19 protein-coding genes are annotated in these 22436 nt (G+C 32.9%); 7 read left to right on the top strand and 12 right to left on the bottom strand.

The genetic code is table 11. The annotated features are described in order from the left end of the window. Positions 1-133 precede the first annotated feature (133 nt). Positions 134-907, top strand: a complete 774-nt coding sequence (locus QMG60_RS11435) for a carboxypeptidase-like regulatory domain-containing protein (RefSeq protein ID WP_057118806.1) — start codon at positions 134-136, stop codon at positions 905-907. Positions 908-1218: 311 nt separating this feature from the next. Here QMG60_RS11435 and QMG60_RS11430 read toward each other — a convergent pair whose 3' ends face one another. Further along, positions 1219-2679, bottom strand: a complete 1461-nt coding sequence (locus QMG60_RS11430) for an aminoacyl-histidine dipeptidase (protein ID WP_281867903.1) — start codon at positions 2677-2679, stop codon at positions 1219-1221. Between the two features lie 344 nt (positions 2680-3023). Here QMG60_RS11430 and QMG60_RS11425 point away from each other — a divergent pair, with 344 nt between their 5' ends. From QMG60_RS11425 to QMG60_RS11415, 3 genes are read left to right on the top strand one after another with little or no spacing between them, the layout of a single operon-like run. After that, on the top strand, positions 3024-4085 hold the full coding sequence (locus QMG60_RS11425; protein WP_281867902.1) for a DUF3810 domain-containing protein: 1062 nt from the start codon (positions 3024-3026) through the stop codon (positions 4083-4085). Between the two features lie 42 nt (positions 4086-4127). Then, positions 4128-4622, top strand: a complete 495-nt coding sequence (locus QMG60_RS11420) for a sigma-70 family RNA polymerase sigma factor (RefSeq protein WP_008462500.1) — start codon at positions 4128-4130, stop codon at positions 4620-4622. An 8-nt stretch (positions 4623-4630) separates the two neighbouring features. Next, positions 4631-5263, top strand: coding sequence for a hypothetical protein (locus tag QMG60_RS11415; protein WP_057118811.1), 633 nt, complete (start codon positions 4631-4633; stop codon positions 5261-5263). A gap of 119 nt (positions 5264-5382) precedes the next feature. Here the strand turns inward: QMG60_RS11415 and QMG60_RS11410 are convergent, their stop codons facing one another. Further along, positions 5383-6192 (bottom strand): lysophospholipid acyltransferase family protein, encoded by an 810-nt coding sequence (locus QMG60_RS11410; protein ID WP_057118813.1) that lies wholly within the window; start codon positions 6190-6192, stop codon positions 5383-5385. Positions 6193-6318: 126 nt separating this feature from the next. Then, positions 6319-6969: a CoA pyrophosphatase gene (locus QMG60_RS11405; protein ID WP_281867901.1), complete on the bottom strand. Its 651-nt coding sequence runs from the start codon at positions 6967-6969 to the stop codon at positions 6319-6321. 91 nt (positions 6970-7060) lie between these two features. Between QMG60_RS11405 and QMG60_RS11400 the strand changes: the two genes are divergently transcribed. Next, positions 7061-7501, top strand: a complete 441-nt coding sequence (locus QMG60_RS11400; RefSeq protein WP_057118817.1) for a DUF4268 domain-containing protein — start codon at positions 7061-7063, stop codon at positions 7499-7501. A gap of 84 nt (positions 7502-7585) precedes the next feature. Here QMG60_RS11400 and QMG60_RS11395 read toward each other — a convergent pair whose 3' ends face one another. The 5 genes from QMG60_RS11395 to mnmA are packed head-to-tail and all read right to left on the bottom strand — an operon-like array spanning position 7586 to position 14020. Next, complete coding sequence (locus tag QMG60_RS11395; RefSeq protein WP_281867900.1) at positions 7586-9766, bottom strand: T9SS type B sorting domain-containing protein; 2181 nt, start codon at positions 9764-9766, stop codon at positions 7586-7588. A gap of 33 nt (positions 9767-9799) precedes the next feature. Then, positions 9800-10210: a hypothetical protein gene (locus QMG60_RS11390; protein WP_281867899.1), complete on the bottom strand. Its 411-nt coding sequence runs from the start codon at positions 10208-10210 to the stop codon at positions 9800-9802. Positions 10211-10230: 20 nt separating this feature from the next. Continuing rightward, the gene (locus QMG60_RS11385; protein WP_281867898.1) at positions 10231-11175 is read right to left on the bottom strand and encodes a nitronate monooxygenase; all 945 of its coding nucleotides are present in this window, start codon (positions 11173-11175) and stop codon (positions 10231-10233) included. 9 nt (positions 11176-11184) lie between these two features. After that, positions 11185-12792, bottom strand: coding sequence for a S8 family serine peptidase (locus tag QMG60_RS11380; RefSeq protein WP_281867897.1), 1608 nt, complete (start codon positions 12790-12792; stop codon positions 11185-11187). 40 nt (positions 12793-12832) lie between these two features. Beyond that, positions 12833-14020 (bottom strand): tRNA 2-thiouridine(34) synthase MnmA, encoded by a 1188-nt coding sequence (mnmA, locus tag QMG60_RS11375; RefSeq protein ID WP_281867896.1) that lies wholly within the window; start codon positions 14018-14020, stop codon positions 12833-12835. A 142-nt stretch (positions 14021-14162) separates the two neighbouring features. On the opposite strand from mnmA, the gene QMG60_RS11370 reads away from it, so the two are divergent. Continuing rightward, positions 14163-16040 (top strand): PEP/pyruvate-binding domain-containing protein, encoded by a 1878-nt coding sequence (locus QMG60_RS11370; protein ID WP_281867895.1) that lies wholly within the window; start codon positions 14163-14165, stop codon positions 16038-16040. A 7-nt stretch (positions 16041-16047) separates the two neighbouring features. Here the strand turns inward: QMG60_RS11370 and QMG60_RS11365 are convergent, their stop codons facing one another. Together QMG60_RS11365 and QMG60_RS11360 are read right to left on the bottom strand one after the other, a co-directional pair. Further along, positions 16048-16593 carry a DUF4956 domain-containing protein gene (locus QMG60_RS11365; RefSeq protein WP_281867894.1) on the bottom strand — a complete coding sequence of 182 codons (546 nt, stop codon included), beginning with the start codon at positions 16591-16593 and terminating at the stop codon, positions 16048-16050. An 89-nt stretch (positions 16594-16682) separates the two neighbouring features. Then, entirely contained in the window at positions 16683-17393 is a 711-nt protein-coding gene (locus tag QMG60_RS11360; RefSeq protein ID WP_057118835.1) for a hypothetical protein, read from the bottom strand. 276 nt (positions 17394-17669) lie between these two features. Here QMG60_RS11360 and QMG60_RS11355 point away from each other — a divergent pair, with 276 nt between their 5' ends. Then, entirely contained in the window at positions 17670-18650 is a 981-nt protein-coding gene (locus tag QMG60_RS11355; protein ID WP_281867893.1) for a fasciclin domain-containing protein, read from the top strand. 70 nt (positions 18651-18720) lie between these two features. On the opposite strand, the gene yidC is transcribed toward QMG60_RS11355, so the two are convergent. Beyond that, on the bottom strand, positions 18721-20634 hold the full coding sequence (gene yidC, locus QMG60_RS11350; RefSeq protein WP_281867892.1) for a membrane protein insertase YidC: 1914 nt from the start codon (positions 20632-20634) through the stop codon (positions 18721-18723). 78 nt (positions 20635-20712) lie between these two features. After that, on the bottom strand, positions 20713-22326 hold the full coding sequence (locus QMG60_RS11345) for a CTP synthase (RefSeq protein ID WP_057118841.1): 1614 nt from the start codon (positions 22324-22326) through the stop codon (positions 20713-20715). Positions 22327-22436 lie beyond the last annotated feature (110 nt).

Below are 22436 nucleotides of genomic sequence, written 5' to 3'. Positions count from 1 at the left end.
TCTTACTCTCTATGAATGAGTTTTGTAATTACTAAAGCAAGACTGCTTCCTTTGTTAATTTTCTTATAATTAAATTCCAAGACTGCAAAATATTTAATCCCGATTTACTACTTTTAGAGCTTTAAATCAGGATATGAAATATTTCGCAGTTTTCTTTTTTATTCTTCTAGCTAACATTGGTTTTGCGCAAGATACGCAGCCAACTGTTCCTCAAAGAGTTTCAGGTTATATTATTAATGACAACAGTAAACAACCTCTTGCCGGTGTAAACGTTATTAACACTAACAAAGTTCGTGGTGCAAAATCTGACGAAAAAGGATATTTTGAAATTGATGTTCAGGTTAATGACACACTTCACTTTTCTATTCTAGGGTTTCAATCTCTAAGAATTAGAGTTACAAATGACTGGATAAAAAATAAAGTAACCCGTATTCAGCTTACTGAAAAAGCAATTGCTTTAGAGGAGGTTATCATTGCTCCGTTTACTTTAACAGGATATCTTGAAATTGATTCTAAATTAATTCCAACAAAAGAAAACTATCGTTACAGCATTTCTGGACTTACACAAGGTTATGAAGCAGGAGAATATGCTCCAAATGCATTTGGTAAGGTACTAGGATCGATTTTTAACCCCGCGGATATGCTCTATAATTTCTTTGGAAAAAACGGTAAAGAACTCAAGAAGCTAAAGGAAATGAAGAAAGATGATACGGTACGAACACTTCTGGAATCTAAATACGACCGCGAAACAGTTGCCGTGTTATTAGGAGTCAGCAAAGACGAGATTCCTGAAATCATGCACAGATGTAACTATTCTGATTCTTTTATACAAACCGCAAATGATCTTCAGATTATGGATGCCATTAGCGCTTGTTATGAGCAGTATAAAGTATTAAAACGTAATTAAGAATCTCCTTCATAAGGAAAATATTTAAATCCTCAATTCTAAAATTGAGGATTTTTTTTGGCGTTTAAGTTTTTAAAAGCTTTACATTTACTAAAACACCATCAAAATCAATAAATTATGTCAAAGGGTCAAGATGCTAAAAAAACAGCAAAAAAAGAACCGTTAAAAACGGCTAAAGAAAAGAAAGAAGAAAAAAGAGAAAAGAAAAATACTCCTAAGAGAGATTAAGTTTTTTAGTCGCAGTTTACAGTCACAGTTTACAGTTTTCTTAGAAACTGAAATTAACTGTGACTGAATACCGTGACTGAAAACTATTTAACTGGAATATTCGAAAGAATTTCTAGTACAAATTTCCAATATTTTTGAGCTGAAGAAATACTAGCTCTTTCGTCTGGAGAGTGTGCTCCATGAATTGTTGGGCCAAAAGAAATCATATCCATATCTGGATAATTTGTTCCTAAAATTCCGCATTCTAAACCAGCGTGGCAAGCTACAACCTTAGGCTGTTCTCCATTTTGCTTTTCGTAGATTTCTTTTAAAACTTCTAATATTTCAGAATTAACATTTGGAGTCCATCCTGGGTAAGAGCCAGAAAGTTCAACTTCGCATCCTACTAATTCAAAAGCAGAACGTAAAGAATTTGCTAAATCAAATTTTGAAGATTCAACAGAAGAACGCGTTAAACATCCAATCGAAATTTCTCCGTCTTTAATAATTACTCGCGCGATATTATTTGAAGTTTCAACCAAATCTGCCATATCAGCGCTCATTTTGTAAACGCCATTATGTGCGGCGTAAATCGCTCTGATGATTCCTTCCTGAACCCCTAAATCCATTACTTTTTCAGGTAATTCTCCTTTTACAATTTCAATTGATAAGTTTGGCTCAGTTGTTTTGTATTCAGCTTTGATGTCAGAAATAATTTCCTGCATATCATACACATAAGCTTCATCAAACATTTGAGAAATAATTACTTTAGCAACACTTTCTCTCGGAATTGCATTTCTTAAACTTCCACCGTTTACTTCAACAATCTGTAAACCGAAGTTTTCAAATCCATCAAATAATAAACGATTCATTATTTTATTAGCATTCCCTAAACCTTTATGAATATCCATTCCTGAATGTCCTCCGTTTAGTCCTTTTACTGTAATTGTGTAACCAACAGAGCCTTCTGGAACTTCTTCTTCATGATACGTTCTTGTAGCCGTAACGTCAATTCCTCCTGCACATCCGATATCAATTTCATCGTCTTCTTCGGTATCTAAATTCAATAAAATCTGACCTTGAAGAATTCCGCCTTTTAGGTTTAGCGCACCAGTCATTCCTGTTTCTTCATCAATTGTAAACAAAGCTTCAATTGCTGGATGCGGAATATCTTTACTTTCTAAAATTGCCATAATTGTAGCTACTCCCAATCCGTTATCTGCACCTAGAGTTGTGCCGCGAGCGCGAACCCAGTCTCCATCAACATACATATCAATTCCCTGCGTATCGAAATCAAAAACTGTATCTGCATTTTTTTGGTGAACCATATCCAAATGCCCCTGCATTACAATAGCTTTGCGATTTTCCATTCCTGGTGTAGCCGGCTTTCTGATGATTACGTTTCTAATTTCATCTTCGAAAGTCTCTAAACCTAAATTGTTTCCAAAGTTTTTCATAAACTCAATTACGCGCTCTTCTTTTTTTGAAGGACGAGGAACGGCATTTAAATCTGCAAATTTATTCCAAAGTGCTTTTGGCTCCAGATTTCTTACTTCTTGACTCATTATATTTTGTTTGATGTTTAACAATTAAGAGCTTCAAAGTTACAAAGTTTAAATGCTTTTTTCGATACAAATTATAGGATATTAATCCAGAAATCTTTTCCCTTTTTATGCCACATAGTGGCATTTCGTTGGTAATAAAATAAAACAAGGAGCTATCATGCTTTCCTATGGGAACGCTTGGCTTCAATATGCATAAATTCTCTACCAATCAATTGTGCCTGACGGCAGATTTAAATACCAATATTTAAAAGTTTTTATATTATAATTCATTTATAGATTGATAAAATTTCAAAAAAATAAACTCAACTTCTATTTAATTATTATTTTTATAAAAAACCTAAACCGTGAGATCAAAATACATTTTACCTATATTTCTTCTTGTTCAAATTATCTTTTTAAGAATCCTCGCCTTCTTTCCAGACTTTGTTGAAGGTTTTTACAGTAACAATTTATTTGTTAGAATTTCTCATTTTTTAAGGATAGCACTAGGAAAAGTTCCATTTTCTATTGGAGATTGTATTTATGCTTTTCTAATTTTAGGTATAATTGGCTGGTTTTGGAAAATCCGTAAAACATGGAGAACAGATTGGAAAGATCATCTTTTAAAGATATTAAGCAAAATTTCTGTTTTTTACTTTTTCTTTCATCTTCTTTGGGCGTTCAATTATTATAGAGAGCCTCTTTTCGAAAAAATGGAAATCAAGAGAGAGTATACAGATGCTGATCTTTTAGCTTTTACGAAAAGATTAATTACAAAAACGAATGAAATTCAGTTTGCAATTACTAAAAATGACACAGCAAAAATTGTTTTTCCTTACTCTCAAAAAGAATCGTTTAAAATGATTTTAAACGGTTATGACAATTTAGCGAAGGAACATCCTTATTTTAAATATGAAATTTTAAGCGTTAAGAAATCCCTATTCAGTACACCATTGACTTATATGGGTTTTGGCGGTTATTTGAATCCGTTTACCAATGAGGCTCAGATCAATTATTTACTGCCAATGTACACTTTTCCTCAAACTACGGCGCACGAAATGGCGCATCAAATTGGTTTTGCCAGTGAAAGTGAATGTAATTTTATAGGTTTTTTAGCTTCCGCTAAAAATGATAATCTTTATTATCAGTATGCTGGATATAGTTTTACATTGAATTATTGTTTAGGAATCTGGAAGTTTAAAAACGAGAAAGTTTTTAATCAATTAAAGAAATCTGTACATATTGGTATCTTAAAAAATTATAAGGAAAGTCAAGATTTTCACAAAAAGTACGATACTTTTCTTGATGAAGGATTTTATTTTCTTTACGATAATTTCTTAAAATCAAACAACCAAAAAGATGGTATGGACAGTTACAGCAAATTCATTGACTTGGCAATTAATTATTATAAAACCAGAAAACTTTGATTCAACTGTAACAAAAATGATTTCATAACTACTAATACTTTTATGAGCGAAAATCTAGAACAGTCATTTGTTGCGCAATTGCAGGCAAATCAGAATATAATCCACAAGATTTGTAGATTATATACTGCTGGAGAAGATGCTCATAAAGATTTATTTCAGGAAATTACCATTCAGCTCTGGAAGGCTTATCCAAAATTTAGAGGCGACAGTAAATTTTCGACTTGGACTTATCGCGTGGCTTTGAACACCGCGATTACATTATACCGCAAAACCAAAAGAACTATTTCTACCGTAGATTATGAAAACCACCAGCATTTTGTAAAAGATGTTGACTACAATTACGAAGAAGAAGAACAGATAAAATTGATGTACAAAGCAGTTTACCAGCTTAACGACATCGAAAAAGCATTAGTTTTTATGTATTTAGAAGACAAAGATTATCAAGAAATAGCTGAAACCTTAGGAATCAGCGAAGTGAATGCGCGCGTGAAAATGAACAGAATTAAAGGGAAACTTAAAAAAATACTAAATCCTTAAAAATTATTATGAAAGAACTGGATTTACTAAAAAAAGACTGGCAGAAGAACTCAGGTTCTTTTCAACAAATTTCTGAAACTGAAATCTATAAAATGATTCACAAAAAATCATCTTCCATAGTAAAATGGATTTTGATTATCAGTATTTTGGAAATTTCGTTTTGGACTTTTTCAAACTTATTTATTAATACGGATGATGTTTTGAAAAAAATCAATCATCCAGAAATTATCATGGCTTTAGAGTTTCTAACATACTTTAATTATATTGTCGTTCTCATTTTTGTGTATATTTTCTATAAAAACTACAAAACGATTTCGACCACTGTAGCTACCAAATCATTAATGAGTGCCATTTTAAAGACTAGAAAAACAGTTCAGTACTATGTTTGGTATAATTTAGGAATGATTGTAATAACGGCTATTTTAAGCTTCTTTATTGCTTTTGTTTACAATCCAGATATGGAATTTCTGAGAGAAAAATTAGCCTTAAACGGAAGAGCTATGTTTGTTACGATAGGAATATTATTCTTGGTAATTTTAGGCTTCTTCGGTTTATTCTGGTGTTTCTACAGAATAATCTACGGAACTCTTTTAAGAAGATTATATACTAATTATAAGGAGTTGAAGAAAATAGATTTTTAAGTTGCCAAGGTTCTGAGATACGCTAAAGTTCTGAGATACTAAGATAATAAGGTTCTAAGTTTTTTTGACAACTTGAAACCTGAAACAATCTAAAATCTAAAATCAGAAATCTAAAATCACTAATAATCCCACTGTCTGAGTTTATTAAGTTCTTCCTGTGCTTTAATTTCTTCTGCTGGAATTACTTTTAAAAATGAAGGATGCTGTTCGATTGCGTATTCTACTTTTTCAACAATTTGCTCGATTGTATCGTTTTCATAATCAATATCAAGAGGTTCTTTGATGATGAAAGACTGCAGGATCCCTTTTTTCTTCATTCGAAGTCCTTTTTTATCGAATGATCTACGGAAACCATCAATTACAATCGGAATTACAATTGGTTTATGCTGTTTGATAATATGAGCAGTTCCTTTACGAACAGGCTTAAAAGATTTTGTAGTTCCCTGCGGAAAAGTAATAACCCAGCCGTCTTCAAGAGCAATTCGAATGTTTTCGGTATCGTTTGGATTTACATCGCGTTTCTCTGTAACATCAACGCCTTTAGCACGCCAAGTTCTTTCGACTGTAATTGCTCCTACATAAGCCAAAATTCTTGGCAGTAATCCAGCCTGCATGGTTTCTTTTGCAGCAACATAATACAAATTCATTTTAGGCTGCCACAAATAGCCAATGTTCTTAATAGTATCTTGACGTCCGCTTAAACTTGCGTTAAACACATGAAACATTGCAACAACGTCTGCAAAATAAGTTTGGTGATTGGATATAAATAAGACATTAGAATCTGGGAGTGTTTTAATAATTTCAGATCCTTCAATCTGCAAATCGTTAAAACCTCTATATCTTCTATGCGTCATGGCACCCAAAATTCGGATTAACCATTTCTTGATGAATAATATATGCCCAAAAGGATTTCGTTTAAACAATCCCATAACTAATTTATCTTATTTTTTTGTTAGGTCGCAAACATACAAAAATTATTCTTTTAGCAACACTTTAAAACAATTTCTCCAATTTACACCTATTAAAATGAATATCAAATTGTTAAATAAACATTTTTAAATTTCATGCTCAAAAGTCATTTTTAATACATCTCTCAATTCGCTCAAGATCATTGCTGTTGCACCCCAAACCACATGATTTTGAATATTGAAAGCCGGCACTAAAATATTAGCACCATAAGAAGTTGATAATCTGGCCTCGATAATTATTTCGTCATTTAAAAAAACCGATAAAGGCAGTTCAATAATATCTGAAACTTCTCTAATATCAGGATAAAAAGAAAGTTCTTCTTTTGAAATTCCTAAAAATGGATGCACCAAAAAATTACTGGGCGGAATATACATGGGAGAAAAATGTTTGATTATTTCTATTTTATCACTGGCAACTCCAACTTCTTCCTGAGTTTCGCGCAGTGCAGTAGTTTCAAAATTCAAATCTTCTGTTTCATATTTTCCTCCAGGAAACGCAATCTGAGCAGAATGCACTCCATCATAAGCATTTCTTACAATCAAAACTAAATGTGTTTTTTCCTGCTTTGGGTAAAACAGCATCATTACTCCTGCCATTCTAGCATTCAGTGCTTCAATATCAAGATTTTTTAATCCCTCAATGCGTTCTTTTGGAGCCATTTTTAAATGTGATTCGACCGCTGGCAGTTCAACCGGAATAATATTGGGAACATATTTCAAAAAGTCTTGAAAATTCATAATCAAAGCTTATTTTTGTACTTTTAAATAAAACATAAATATACTCTAGAAAACGCAGTACCGCAAGTTTTCTAAAATTAAAGCCTAAAAAATGTACAGCAGAGAAGAATCACAAAAAATTAAAAGAGAATTTTGGGTAGCTTTTGCAGAAAAATATCCTCGCAAATGGGTGCTTTATGATACAAAGATTAAAGACTTCTCTTTTAAATTTTATGTTGATAACAAGAAGGCTCAGGTTTTAATTGATATTGAACATAGAAGTGATGAAAAGCGTACAGCTTACTTCGAAAAAATAGAAGCTTTAAAAAACATTCTAGAAGAAGAATTTATTAAAGATTTGGTTTTTGAAAAAAATTACACTCTTGAAAGCGGTAAAACAATCAGCCGAATCTGGGTCGAAAAAACGGGTGTTGGTTTTAGCAACCGAAATAACTGGGATACAATTTTTGATTTCTTTAATGAAAATATGCATGCTCTAGAAATGTTTTATCTTGAGTATGACGAGTTTATTAAAGATATTGATGTATTGTAAGAAAGGCTCTGAGTTTCTGAGAGACTAAGGTTCTAAGGCGTATATAATAAACCCGATAGATTTTAAAAACCTGTCGGTGTTTTTTTACCTCTTTAATGAAAAATGTCCTTTTTTTATAATTCCATTTTCCAATACCAATTGAAACCAGTAATCAGAAGAAGGTAACGCATTTCCATTATAATTTCCGTCCCAGCTGCCATTTTTTCCTAAAGTCTTTAAAAGCTTACCGTATCTATCAAAAATATGAACACTATAATTTTGATTTTCCAGCCCCTTAATCTCCCATGTATCATTAAATCCATCGGCATTTGGCGTAAAAAACTGGGGAATTATATAGCTATAAGTTTCCTCCTCTTTTTTGCAATCTGAACCAGCATTAGAGACATACAGATTTATTTTCGATTTTGCACTGCAATTAGTACTTATTTCTGTTACATTAACTACAATTTCCTGAAAGTTTTTAGTAGAATTAATATACGATTCGTTAATCAAAGAACTAATATCATTTCCGTTTTTGTCAAAATATGAAAATGTAAAAAGTGACGGATCATTTACAAGAACAGAATTAACTTTTGACAAATCGAATGTTGCAAAACCTGTTCCGTTCAAATCGCAATTATATAGATCAGGAACAATGTTTAATGTAAAAGAAGAGATTGTTTCCAATTCAATTTTAGTATCTTCATAACAGCTTGGATTGTTTTTATTTGCCACTCTAATATTAATATTTTCAGAGAAAGGATTAATATTAGAATAATTATTTGGCAAAGGTGAAGGTAATTTATTACCATTTTTATCTGTGTATGTAAAAACGTAGTTTTCAGGATTTGCAACTAAATCTTTTTCAATAGTTGACATATCAAAACTCGAAGAAAAACCATTTCCTAAATCAGCACATGAAGTTAAAATAGGAATCGTATTTAATACAGGTTTTGAGGAATTTAAATATTCATAAGTATTAAATATGTAAACAGCTCCAGCATAACCAACATAATTTTGTTCATTTGCGTCTAATGCCGCCCAATAGGCTCCAACAAAAAAATCATCGTTATACAAGGAAATTGAGCTTCCAAATGAATCACTATTATTTTTTATAATTGGATGAACAATCTGGTACTCAACCCACTTATTATTACTTTTATCTTTTTGAAACATATATACACGACCATAAACTTTTGATAATGCTCCCAAATTATCATACACCCTTTCACCCCCTACAACTGCCATTTTATCATTAGAGATTTCTATCTTACCACCTAACCCAGCTGTAACAGAAACATCAGAAGCTCTTATCTTCTGAAACCCCGTCCATTGATTACTTGCGTTTTTTCTAAAAACATAAATTGAGCCTGCAAATGTCAATGGTCCTCCTCCATCTCCGCTTTCAGAAGAATCATAATCATCTTCTCCTGGAGCAGAAATCACGATATCATCTTTAGCAACTTTAACCGTTGCGGCAAATCTATCCTGTAACCCTCTAAAATCGTAAGCTGTTAACTTTTGAACTTCCCTCCACGTATTTGAATTGCTGTTTTTTTCAAAAACATATGCAGCTCCTGCCCAATTAACTCCTTCTTCAACTGCACCAACCACAATGGTATTTTCAAAAATAGAAACTGAATTTCCAAAATTGTCTCTTCTTTCTCTATCACTTGCAACAATTTTTTGGACAAAATCCCATGTACCGGTATTGTTTCTATGATATATATATGCAGCCCCTGCATTCTCTAAATAATTAGCAAAATTACCATCTGTACTATTATAAAAAGCACCTACAACCATAAAATCTCCAGACATGGCAAGAGTTGTTCCATAATTGTCATAAATAATATTTTCAGATCTGGTTATTTTTTGCTTTAATTTATATAAATCATCCGAATCCCTTTCGTACATATATACTGCTTTTCCACCAAGTCCCAAAACAGGATCACAACCTACAATTGCAAGTGTTTTTCCTTCCATGACAATCAAAGTTCCGAAACCACAATAATTTATAGCATCTGGAAGAGTAAGTTCTTGATAAATTGACCATCCATCGCAATCTTGTTTAGCGATATATATTTTACCTGCATTTTCTACACCAGCAATATCAACTTCATCTGCTGAATACGCAGCATATCCATCAAAAGTAGAAACAGAAAATCCGAAGCTATTATCTCTAATTCTTATAGGTTCAACAATTTTAAAATTTTGTTTCCATTGTTGAGATGAAGCAGATAATACGATAAAAAATAATAAAAAAGAAGTGATTTTTTTTACACTCATAGCGACATATGCACGTTAAACAAATCTTTTTAGCTAGACTGTAAAAATATTATAAACAATAATATGGTCATCGTAATTAATATAAAGCTGTTTACGATAATCCTGTTTTTTACGTGTTATAATGGAAAGTTTGCATTCTCTACCGTCGTTGTCTTTACACATAAAAGAGTAAACAATATCTGTGTCATTTTCTTCACGCTCAATATAATCTAAAATACTAAAAAGCTGGATTTCCTGTGAATAAACAACGATTCTATGTTTATTTGTATCTAAAACAACGGAAAGATTTACTAAATCCAAATTGGACCAGTCGCCCCATTTCCCTCTTTCATTTTTCTCTAAAACGCTAAATCCTGAGGTTTTAAAATGATAAGACTGACTTTGAGCCTGCTGGAATCCAAATACCAGAAAAAGTATTACTATATAGGTGCGTAAAAAATTCATAGATATTTTCTTGCGGATAATTAAAACTCAAAAGTAGTCTTTTCTTTGCATGCGACTTCAAATTCGGCGATCATTTGTTGAATAATTTCTTCAACTGGTAAAATTTTATGAATCAATCCTGCCACTTGTCCAATCTCAAGTTCGCCTTCATCCAGATCGCCTTCAAACATACCTTTTTTAGCTCTTGCACGACCTAAAAGCTGTGCTAATTCTTCTTTTGAAGGGCAGTGTTTATACAATTCCTGAACGTCTTGGTAAAACTTATTTTTGACTAATCTAACTGGAGCTAATTCTTTCAATGTCAATTGCGTATCTCCTTCTTTAGTATTAACTATAGTTTCTTTAAAATTATTGTGTGCAGAAGATTCTACAGAAGCTGCAAAACGACTTCCAACCTGAACACCATCGGCACCCAAAATCATTGCGGCCAGCATTCCTCTTCCTGTTGCAATTCCACCCGCGGCAATTAAGGGAATCTGAATTTTTTCTTTCACCATCGGAATCAAAGTCATCGTCGTGGTTTCTTCACGTCCATTATGTCCTCCAGCTTCAAAACCTTCCGCCACAACAGCATCTACACCTGCGTCCTGCGCTTTTAGGGCAAAAGCACTACTGCTTACCACATGCACTACTGTAATCCCCTTTTCTTTTAAAAATGAAGTCCAAGTTTTAGGATTTCCTGCAGAAGTAAAAACAATTTTTACGCCTTCTTCAATCACGATATTTATGATTTCTTCAATGTTTGGGTATAACATTGGAATGTTGACACCAAAAGGTTTGTCCGTAGCTTTTTTACATTTTTGGATATGTTCTCTCAAAACTTCTGGATACATAGAACCTGCGCCAATTAACCCCAAACCTCCAGCATTACTAACTGCCGAAGCTAATTTATATCCGCTGTTCCAAATCATTCCACCTTGAATAATTGGATATTTTATATTAAAAAGTTGTGTGATTTTATTCATTCAAATAAATTATTGCTTGATTAGCTTTCCTGTTTTATGCAGATTATCAGCATCAAAACTATAAAAATAGAGTCCACTTTGTAAAGATTGCAAAGAAAGAACTGGATTGGAATTATTAATCTTTTCTTCAATTAATTTTTGGCCTAACACCGAATAAATAGTGACAGAGGCTGTGTTATTTTCGGTTAAAAAAGAAAAAGAAACTTCATTTCTAACAGGATTTGGATATACGGCAAAAGAAGCTTCTGCAACAAAATCATCAACACTTAAAGTCGCACCGAAATTCGGAATTCCGTAACCATAATTATTATCTGGGTTTGTGAATCTGTCAGAAGAAGCCAAAATCATTTGTCGAATTTGTTTATTGGTTTTAGTTGGAAAAGCCTGCCATAAAGAGGCTGCCATTCCAGCCATTATCGGGCAAGAAAAAGATGTTCCATTTGCGGTTCCAATATTTCCGTTTGGATCAGAGACTACTGAAGCCACGCCTTGCGCCATAATATCTGGTTTTATTCTTCCATCATAACTTGGTCCAATCGAACTTGAACTAGCCCTCACTTTAGTAGCACTAACAGAACCTATAGCCAATACCGAAACTGCATCAGCTGGAGAGCCAATATGTTTTTCAACCTGAATTCCTTCATTTCCAGCAGAAGCCAAAACTAAAATCCCTTTACTAAATGCTGTTTCTGCACCACGCGAAATGAAATTGGTAATTCCATTCATATCGCTGTAAGTATGATTGTATCTAGACTCGTCGCGATCACCAAAGTATCCTAACGAAGTAGTAATTATATCAACTCCTAAAGCATCTGCTTTTTCGGCAGCTTCAACCCAAAGCGATTCTTCTACCGGATTTTCTAAAGCACCAATTTCTGTAATAAAAAGATAATAAGAAGCATTTGGAGCTGTTCCAACTAACGAATTTTCTTTGTAACCGCCCATTGTAGAAAGCACCTTTGTCCCGTGATCACTGCCTGTGTAGAAATTGGCATTTCTTGTTGTATAATCATAACCGCCTAAAATTCGGTTATTATTTCTAAGATTCTCAAAAGGCTGTGCTGTGTTTACGCCTGGAAAACCCCCATCAAAAACTGCAATAATTTTTCCTTCTCCAGTAAAATTCTGCTGATGCAAAATTTGTCCGTTCAGCATCTGAATTTGATTTGCAGAATTGCCATACGAATAATCTATTGCCGCCTCTAGCTTATTGAGACCTTTAGCTGTTTTAGTTTCCGAAACTTTTTTGGCTGTAGTGTTTAAAGTTTTATCAGCAAATTCTATTTTCTGGACAAAAGGCAATGTTTTTAATGCATTTATGTTTGCCTGAGTTCCCTGAATATGAAGTGCATTCAACCATTTGGACTGCGCCATAACTGTTATACCGGCACTGGATTTAATTTGGCTTACATAAGAAGTTTCCAAAGGAGCATCTGTAATATCTAAAGCGATATTTTGATTGGTTCTTCGATCTAAAGCTTTCTGAGAAAGTTCTGTCAACGGATTATCAAAAAACAACTGTGCATTCGGTTTTCCGTTAAAATAAACCCACGCATCTTCTTGTGCAAATACCGCAAACGAAAGAAGTAATAAAAGGAAAGTAAAGTTATATTTCATAGCGTACCTTTGAGGAATTTCTTCCAAATAAGGTATAAAGCTAAGAAATTACTCCCGAACCAACTAATTCATTTTCTAAATACCAAGCAACAAATTGTCCTTCTGTAATGGCAGACTGTGCTTCTTCAAATTCAACGTACATTCCGTCTTCAAATTGATGTAAAATTGCTTTCTGCAATGGCTGACGGTAACGAATTCTAGCCCTCACTTCCATTCTCTCACCTGCTTTCAAAGCCAAATCTTCTCTAACCCAGTGTACTTCAGATTTTCCAACAAAAAGTGCTTTTTTAAATAATCCTGGATGCAAACTTGACAAACCTGTATATATAGTGTTTGTTTCAACATCTGTAGCAATTACAAATAATGGATCTGTAGTTCCTCCAACATTCAACCCTTTTCTTTGCCCGACAGTAAAATAATGCGCTCCTTGATGTTTGCCCACTACTTTTCCCATTGTTGGAACGTAGTTTAACTTTTGAGATTCTAATTTTAAATCTTCTTCTAAAGAAATTCCAGCTGGTTTTTCACCAACATAAATAGCATCATTTTTATCAACTTGAACAATTTTACCTTCTTTAGGCTGTAATTTTTGCTGTAAAAATTCTGGAAGGCGAACTTTCCCTATAAAACATAATCCTTGAGAATCTTTCTTTTCTGCGGTAACCAATTCCATTTCGGCAGCGATTTCGCGCACTTCTGGTTTGGTTAAAGCGCCAATTGGAAACAACGCTTTAGACAATTGCTCTTGTGACAACTGACATAAAAAATAAGATTGATCTTTATTTACATCATTCCCAGCAATTAATTGATAAACTGTTTTTCCGTCAACTTCGATTTCACTTTTTTGGCAGTAATGTCCAGTCGCAACATAATCTGCTCCAAGACTTAGAGCGATTTTCATAAACACATCAAATTTGATTTCGCGGTTACAAAGTACATCAGGATTTGGAGTTCTTCCTTTTTCGTATTCGTTAAACATATAGTCAACGATTTTTTCTTTGTATTCTTCGCTTAAATCAACAGTTTGAAACGGTATTCCAAGTTTTTCAGCAACAAGCAATGCATCATTACTGTCTTCAAGCCAAGGACATTCGTTAGAAATAGTAACCGAATCATCGTGCCAGTTTTTCATAAAAAGGCCAATAACTTCGTATCCTTGCTGCTGCAGTAAATATGCTGCAACACTAGAATCTACTCCACCTGAAAGTCCAACAACTACTCGTTTCATTTTGAAAAGTTTAATTTTTTAAGGTTGCAAAGGTACGCCAAATAATAGAAAACTGCACAAAGGTTTTGATTACTTTAAGCAATCCCGCAGTAGATAAAACTTATTACTTTTTTAAGTACATTTAATACTCAATTTCAATAGAATGAAAAAATACATTTACAGCCTATTTTTCTTGTTCGTCTTAACAACTTTAAGTGCGCAGCGATTTGTTTCGTCTCTTCCAAACTACGAAGCTTACAAAGCATTTAGAGGAAAACCTTTGTCTGATAAATTCTCAAATATCGAATCGGTTAAAGTTATGTACGACTTGCGAAAACAGAAAATGTATTATTTCAACAGCAGTCTCATTTTACTTCATTATGATTTTGCAACTGATTATTTAGGATACGGTCAAGATTTAGATGTGTTTAATAATAGAAACTACAGCAACACTGAAAAAGATCGAGACTTTTTACTCGGAAATTTAAATCATATAAAAGGAACTGAAAAATGGATTTTCGAACTCGCTGCTTCTGATCATATGCCAATTCCATTAATTGAACGATTTTTCAATTTAGTCAAGAACTCCACTTTTATCGGGCAGAATTTAAAATTCTATTTGAATAATCCTGAAATGATGGAATGGTCTCGGCAAGATAAATTTTCAATTCCCTGCGTGAAATCAGATTATATTTTTAATGAAATTAAATACCAAGAAGTTGTTGGCGGCAGCAACGTCGGAATTCTAAAAAAATATAAAATCAAAGAATTAGAAACATTGAAACCTAATTCAGATGAAATTATCATTGTGGATGGAACACCTGATATCCTCCCAAATGTACGAGGAATTATTGTAAATGAACTTCAAACTCCATTGAGCCATTTGGTTCTATTAGGAAAAAACAGAAAGATTCCGATAATGGCTTATACGGATATTGAAAAAGATAACAATATCAACAAACTGCTTTCTAAAAAAGTAGAATTAAAAATTGAAGTTGATACTTTTTTCATCAAAGAAACCACCAAAAAAATTCCAACAAAATCTGCTGGAAAAAAGAAAAAGCTAGTTATAGACAATAGCGTTACAGAATTGGTCAATCTATCTGAAATTCCAAAAAAGGGAATTAATTATATCGGTTCGAAGGCGCAAAACATGGCGTATTTAATTGCAATTTCTAAAGAAATTCCGTTTAAAGTTCCAGAAAATACACATGCTATTCCGTTTTATTTTTATACGAAGCATATTCAGAATCCTGCCATTTCTCCATTAATTGCAGAGCTTTTAGCTTCTTCTCAAAAAGATTCCACGGTTTGGGTTAATAAACAGCTAAAGAAAGTTAGAGACGCTATTAAAAAAGAACCTATTGATCCTGAATTAATATCGAAATTGAATATGGCTTTTAAAGACGCCAAATTAAAAAACTTCAGATTTCGATCTTCTACAAATGCAGAAGATCTGGATGATTTTAATGGCGCTGGACTGTACGATTCTAAAACAGGAATTCTTGGTGACAGCATCAAAACATTCGAAAAAGCTATAAAACAAGTTTGGGCAAGTGTTTGGAATGAAGCTTCATACAACGAAAGAGAACTTTTTGGAATCGACCAGCAAAACATTGCTATGGGAGTTTTGGTTCATCGTTCTTTTCCTGATGAATTGGCAAATGGCGTAATTATCACAAAAAATATATTCAGAGAAAACTTTCCTGGGATTACGGTTAATGTTCAAAAAGGAGAAAATTCTGTTGTGAAACCCGAAAAAGGCGAAATCTGCGAACAGTTTGTAGCGTATCATTTCAACGACGGGAAAGACGAAGCTGATTTTGATATTGATTATACTTCAAACTCCAATTTGAATAATAATGAACCTTTATTGAGCAGAAAAGAAATGAGTAATTTATATACTGTCAGTAAAAAAATCGAAACCAAAATGTATCGTTATTGGCGTAAAAACCAATTTCATCCTGTAGATATTGAGTTTAAGATTGTCGGCGAAAAAAGAGATCTGTATATTAAACAGGTTCGCCCTTTTAATGATTAATAGAAAACTAAAGATCTATTTCGTTTGCAGCGGTATTGATTAATACAATTCTAAAATCAAATTCTTCAATTTTTATTTTCTCCTGAATTGATTTTCTAATTACTTCTGAATTTAAAGAAAAACTTTCGTCAAGCGGAATTTTAACATCGACTGAATTTAAATATTTAGAAGCTTTTTTATTGACAATAATCGAAGCGATAACATAAAATCCGATTATTATTATTTGAAAAAATAACAACAGTTCGATCTTTTCAAAAGGATACATAATATCTAAAATCGATAATGTAATGGTCGCAAACAGAAAGATCACAGCATTTACAGTAAAAGACTGCGTTCTGAATCGAAGTATTGAAAAAATTGCAAATAATCCAAACCCAATTCCAACTCCGATTTCTATTTTGGTAAAAAGATAACACAGTGAAAATGTACACAACCCAACAATTACCATTAATGGATTTATGGTTGCATTATCCTTTCTATTGGAGAAAAAATACAAAACCAAAATTGAGAAAAACAACAGCAGAAATCTTCCTAAAAGTTCGCGTAAATCCATTGGTTAGAATAAATTGGTTACCCAAATGTAAACAATTTATTCTTTTTCTTTTTTATTTTGAATGAAGTAATTACAAATGTATTAGATGACTATTTTTTGGGTGCCGGCCCTTTTTCAGAAGCTTTGTTGGTGTTTTTTGGATCACTCATATTTACTTCTTTGACCAATTTTCCTTTTTGATAAAACTGCCAAATTCCTGCTTTTTTACCATTTACGAATTTGCCTTTAGAAGCAACAGATTTATCTGAATCATAAAAAACAGCATCGCCGTTGTATTCGTTATTTTTAAAATTCGACTCTTCCAAAAGTGTTCCGTCCTGTCCCATCTTTTTGTAAGCTCCTTCTTTTAAACCATTTTTATACATCATCTCCTCTGCCACTTTTTCATTAGGATAATAAATGGTTCTCAAACCTTCAAGCTTTCCGTTTTTATAATTTTCAACGGTCATTAAAACTTTCGAAGCTTTATGGTAATATTTCCATTCGCCTTCACGAGATTTTCCAACTTCTTTACCTTCGCTTACCTTGTTTTTATTCTGATCATAAAAAATAGTATACGAACTTCCATCATTGGCACTAAAATCCCTAGTAGCTATAACATCTCCTTTTTTGGTATCATCAAAAAATTTGAAAATCCCCGTTTCTTTTCCGTGACTAAAAGTTCCTTCATAACGAGGTCGCTTAGATTCGGTGTAAATTCCTTTCCAAAGCCCATCTTTTTTACCGCTTGCATCTACCTTGTTAGATTCTTGTGAATAAGCCGCAATACTTATTAAAAACAAAAGCAAAAATTTTTTCATAATCTATTTTTTCTATATAACAACAAATATTGAGTTTTATTATTACAAAAATATAACCATTTTAAGGATAACAAGAGCCTTTTAAGCAAAAAATATGATTTAACATTTTTAAGGCTATTCCCACTAATTAAAAAGTGCTAAACTCATAATTAACTACAAACCAATAGAATAAACAAAAGTTAAATAATTACTAATTTTAATAAATGTTTAATTATTTTCTTTTTCCGTTAAACAAAAATAGATAACTTAGTAGTAACAAACACAAAAAACTATATTATGAAAACAATCAAAATTAAATTAATTGCTTTATTAGCATTAGTCGCTTTCGTCAGTATTTCATGTAACAACGATGATGATGATAATGATTCACAACAACCGCAAACAATTGTGGCGATTGCAAAAACAAATTCTAATCTTAGTTCATTGGTTGCAGCTTTGGAAAAAGCAGATTTGGCAACTACATTGAATTCTTCCGGTACATTTACGGTTTTTGCACCAACGAATACTGCTTTTACCGCTTTTTTACAAGCAAATGGATATGCTAATCTTAACGCAGTTCCTGTTCCTGTTTTAAAAGAAATTCTATTGAACCACGTTTTAAGCACAAAGGTAAAATCCTCTGAAATAGCTACTGGATATGTAAAAACTTTAGCTAAAGGAAGTGCTTCAACTTCGAACACTATCAGTATGTATCTGGAAAAAGGCACAGGAGTCGACATTAACGGCGGGAAAACAAATGGAGGTGCGATGGTAACTACTGCAGATATTGAAGCTTCTAATGGTGTTATTCACATAGTAGATGGCGTTATCGGATTACCAACAATTTTAAACCATGCAGTGGCCAATAAAAACTTTACCACACTGGTTGCTGCTTTGACATACAATGCCTCATCTGGTTTTGCTGCAACTTTATCAGGAACTGCAAATTCTCCATTTACTGTTTTTGCTCCTACAAATGCTGCTTTTACAAGTTTCCTAACCGAAACTGGTTTTTCAGGTCTTCCTGCTATTCCTGCTAATGTTTTAGAAACTACTTTAAAATATCACGTAGTTACTGGTGCAAATGTTCAATCATCTGCTTTAACAAACGGACAAGTGGTAAGTACTTTTGCCGGTCAAAATTTTACTGTTAACTTAACTGGCGGTCCAAAAATTACTGACGCTAGTAATAGAGTCAGTAATATTATAGCAACAGATGTGCAATGCTCAAATGGAATAATTCATGTCATTGACAAGGTTTTATTACCGAAATTTTAGATAAAACTAATTGTAAAAAAACCGTCTCGTTAAAAAACGAGACGGTTTCTTTTTATATACTAAAAAAGTATTATTTCTTTTTATTCTGAGCTTTTGCAGCTTCTTGTTGTTCCATTACTTCTTGAAGACGCTGTTGAAACTTACTTGGCTTTTTAGGCTCTCTTTGTTTGTTCTCTTGAATCTGTGCGTGAATTTTTTCGCTGTCTACGATGTAATTTTTAATTACGAACATAATACCGATAGTAATTAAGTTGGAGATAAAGTTATACAAACTTAAACCTGCACCATAACTATTAAAGAAAATTAACATCATTAATGGCGAAACATAAATCATGATTTTCATCATTTTTGCCATATCCGGCATACCTTCTTGTTGAGGCGCTGCCATTTGCTGATCTCCAGATGTCATTTTCATGTAGAAGAAAATCGCAATTGCCGCCAAAATTGGAAACAAACTGATATGATCGCCATACATTGGAATGGTAAATGGTAATTTCACAACCGAGTCAAAAGATGATAAATCGTCTGCCCAAAGGAAACTTTTTTGTCTTAATTCAAAAGCTGCTGGGAAAAACTGGAACGATGCATACATAAAAGGAAGCTGAATCAATGCCGGGATACATCCTGCCATTGGGTTTACTCCTGCTTTGTTGTACAGTTTCATTGTTTCTTGCTGTTTTTTCATTGGGTCTTTTTTGAATTTTTCTCCCAATTCTGCAATATCAGGTCTTAAAACTTTCATTTTAGCCTGAGACAAGAATGACTTATACGTAATTGGCGACATAGCCAATTTGATAATAATCGTAAAAATAATGATTGCAATTCCTAATGACAATCCCATTGTTGAACTTAAAAACCCAAATAACGGAATAAAGATAAATTTGTTAATCCATCCAAAAATTCCCCATCCTAAAGGAATGATTTTTTCGAAATTTTTATCGTAAGATTTTAATGTTTTGTAATCAGCAGGACCAAAATACAAACTCATTTTGTAATCAATCTCACCATTTGAGAATGCTAAAGGTAAATTTGCTCTAAACTGTTTTGTAAAAACAGTGTCAATTTTTTCATCTTTAACTAAATCATCAGATTGTAATTTTGAAGTTTCAAATGGTTTCTCCGTAGCTAAAATAGTCGTGAAGAAGTGCTGCTTGAAAGCTACAAAACTTACTTTTTCAGGAGTTTCTTCTTTTCCTTGTCCATGAGAACTTACATTGCTATATTTTGATTCGTTGTATTTATAATCAATTTGAGCATAACGATTTTCGTAAGAAATACTTTTTTCATTTCTATACGTTTTTAAATCCCATTGTAAATCAACTGGTTTAGCAGAATTTAAAACTCTGTTTAAACCTTGAGAACGAATATCAAAACCAACTAAATAATCGTTTGGTTTCAGAATGTATTTGTACTCTAAAAATTCATTTGCACCTGCTTTTAAACGCATAGATAAAACTTGATCTGAACCAATTTTTTCTAAAGTTGGTTCAAAATATAAATCCTTAGAACTTAAAGTTCTATTATCTGTAGTAAGAAGCTGTAAATTTAAGCTAGAGTTATTGTTTTTAATTAATTCAACTAATTGACCTGAACCTTTTTTAATTTTTTCAAATTCTTTCAGCGTAGCTTCAACAATATAACCACCTTTATTAGCGATTTTAAGTTTAATTTTTTCGTTTTCGATTGTAGTAAAAGCTTCTTTCGCAGAAGGAAGTGTTGCAGAATAAGCAAATCCGCCTAAAGTTTTTTGCAATTGAGCTAATTGTACTGTATCGCCAGGAGTTACCGCTGCAGCTGGTAGTGATGCTGTTTTAGCTTTATCCGCTTTTGCTTGTGCCTCTTGTTTAGCAACTAATTCTTTCTTGGCTTTTTCAGCAGCAATTTCTTTATCAGAAGGCTGATTTTGGTACATTATCCAAATCAAAATTCCAAATATCAATACAAAACCAATGATTGAATTAAGGTCAAATTTTTTTTCTTCCATTATTTTTAAAAAAAGTTATTCGTTTGAGGTTATTAGTTATTCGTTTGATTAAAAAGTTACACCTCTTAGAATGAATTATTATTTTTTATGCGCATTTACCGCAGCTGCCACAAAGTTTACAAATATAGGATGCGGATTTGCAACTGTACTTTTGTATTCTGGGTGGTATTGTACACCAATAAAGAATGGATGGTTTTCAAGCTCAACGATCTCGACTAAACCTGTATCAGGATTTACTCCAGAAGCTTTTAAACCAGCTTTTTGCAATTCATCAGCATATTTATTATTGTACTCATAACGGTGACGGTGACGCTCCGAAATAGTTTTTTCTCCGTAAATTTTGTGTGCTAAAGTATTTGGTTTAATATCGCATTTCCAAGCACCTAAACGCATTGTTCCTCCTTTATCAGTAATGGTTTTCTGCTCTTCCATTAAATTCACAACAGGATGAGGCGTTTTATCGTTCATCTCTGTAGAGTTCGCATCAGCATAACCTAAAATATTTCTAGAATATTCGATAACAGACATCTGCATTCCTAAACAAATTCCGAAGAAAGGAATATTGTTTTCACGTACATAACGAACTGCTTCAATTTTTCCTTCAATACCTCTTTCCCCAAAACCTGGAGCAACTAAAACACCATCCAAAGAACCTAATTTCTCTTCCACATTATCTGCATTAATATGCTCTGAGTGAATAGAAATTACATTTACTTTAGTTTCGTTTGCAGCTCCTGCATGAATAAACGCCTCTAAAATAGATTTGTAACAATCCTGCATTTCTACATATTTACCAACCAAACCAATATTTACAGTTTGTTTTGGATTTTTTAATCTTTTTAAGAAAGTATTCCAGTTTTTAAGGTCTGGAGATGCTTTTTTAGGTAAATCTAATTTCTTTAAAGCCACAACATCTAATCCTTCTTCAAGCATTAAATTCGGAACTTCATATATTGTAGAAGCATCAATTGACTGAATAACTGCTTCTTTTTTCACATTACAGAACAAAGCTAATTTCTGGCGTAATTCCTGAGATAATTCATGCTCCGTTCTACAAACCAAGATATCTGCTTTTATACCGCTTTCCATTAAAGTTTTAACAGAGTGCTGTGTTGGCTTCGTTTTTAATTCACCTGCTGCAGCCAAATAAGGAACTAACGTTAAATGAATAACAATTCCGTTATTTTCACCTAATTCCCATACTAACTGACGAACAGATTCTATATAAGGTAAAGATTCGATATCACCAACAGTTCCACCAATTTCAGTAATTACAATATCATAATCGCCAGATTTCCCAAGCAATTGCATTCTGTCTTTGATTTCGTTTGTGATATGAGGAACAACCTGAACTGTTTTTCCTAAAAACTCTCCTCTTCTTTCTTTTTCAATAACCGAAAGATAAACTCTTCCTGTAGTAACGTTATTAGCCTGAGAAGTAGGAACGTTTAAGAAACGCTCGTAATGTCCTAAATCTAAGTCTGTTTCAGCTCCATCATCTGTCACATAACATTCTCCGTGCTCATAAGGATTTAGTGTTCCTGGATCAACATTAATGTATGGATCAAATTTTTGAATAGTTGTACGGTATCCTCTTCCTTGTAACAATTTTGCCAAAGATGCCGCGATAATTCCTTTTCCTAATGAAGAGGTCACACCTCCTGTAACAAAAATATATTTTGTTTGATTCATTCTGTTGTTGTTTGTAAGTAGTTGTGTAAAAAACTTGGCAAAAGTACAAATTTAATTAGACAATTTGAACATTAGACTTCTTAGATTTTTAGAATTTTAGATTGCAAGAT

It is taken from the genome of Flavobacterium sp. GSB-24 (assembly GCF_027924665.1).
In the GTDB taxonomy this organism is placed as follows: Bacteria; Bacteroidota; Bacteroidia; order Flavobacteriales; family Flavobacteriaceae; genus Flavobacterium.
Note: the sequence above shows the minus strand (reverse complement) of the source record. Positions and strands in the feature narration are given on the sequence as shown.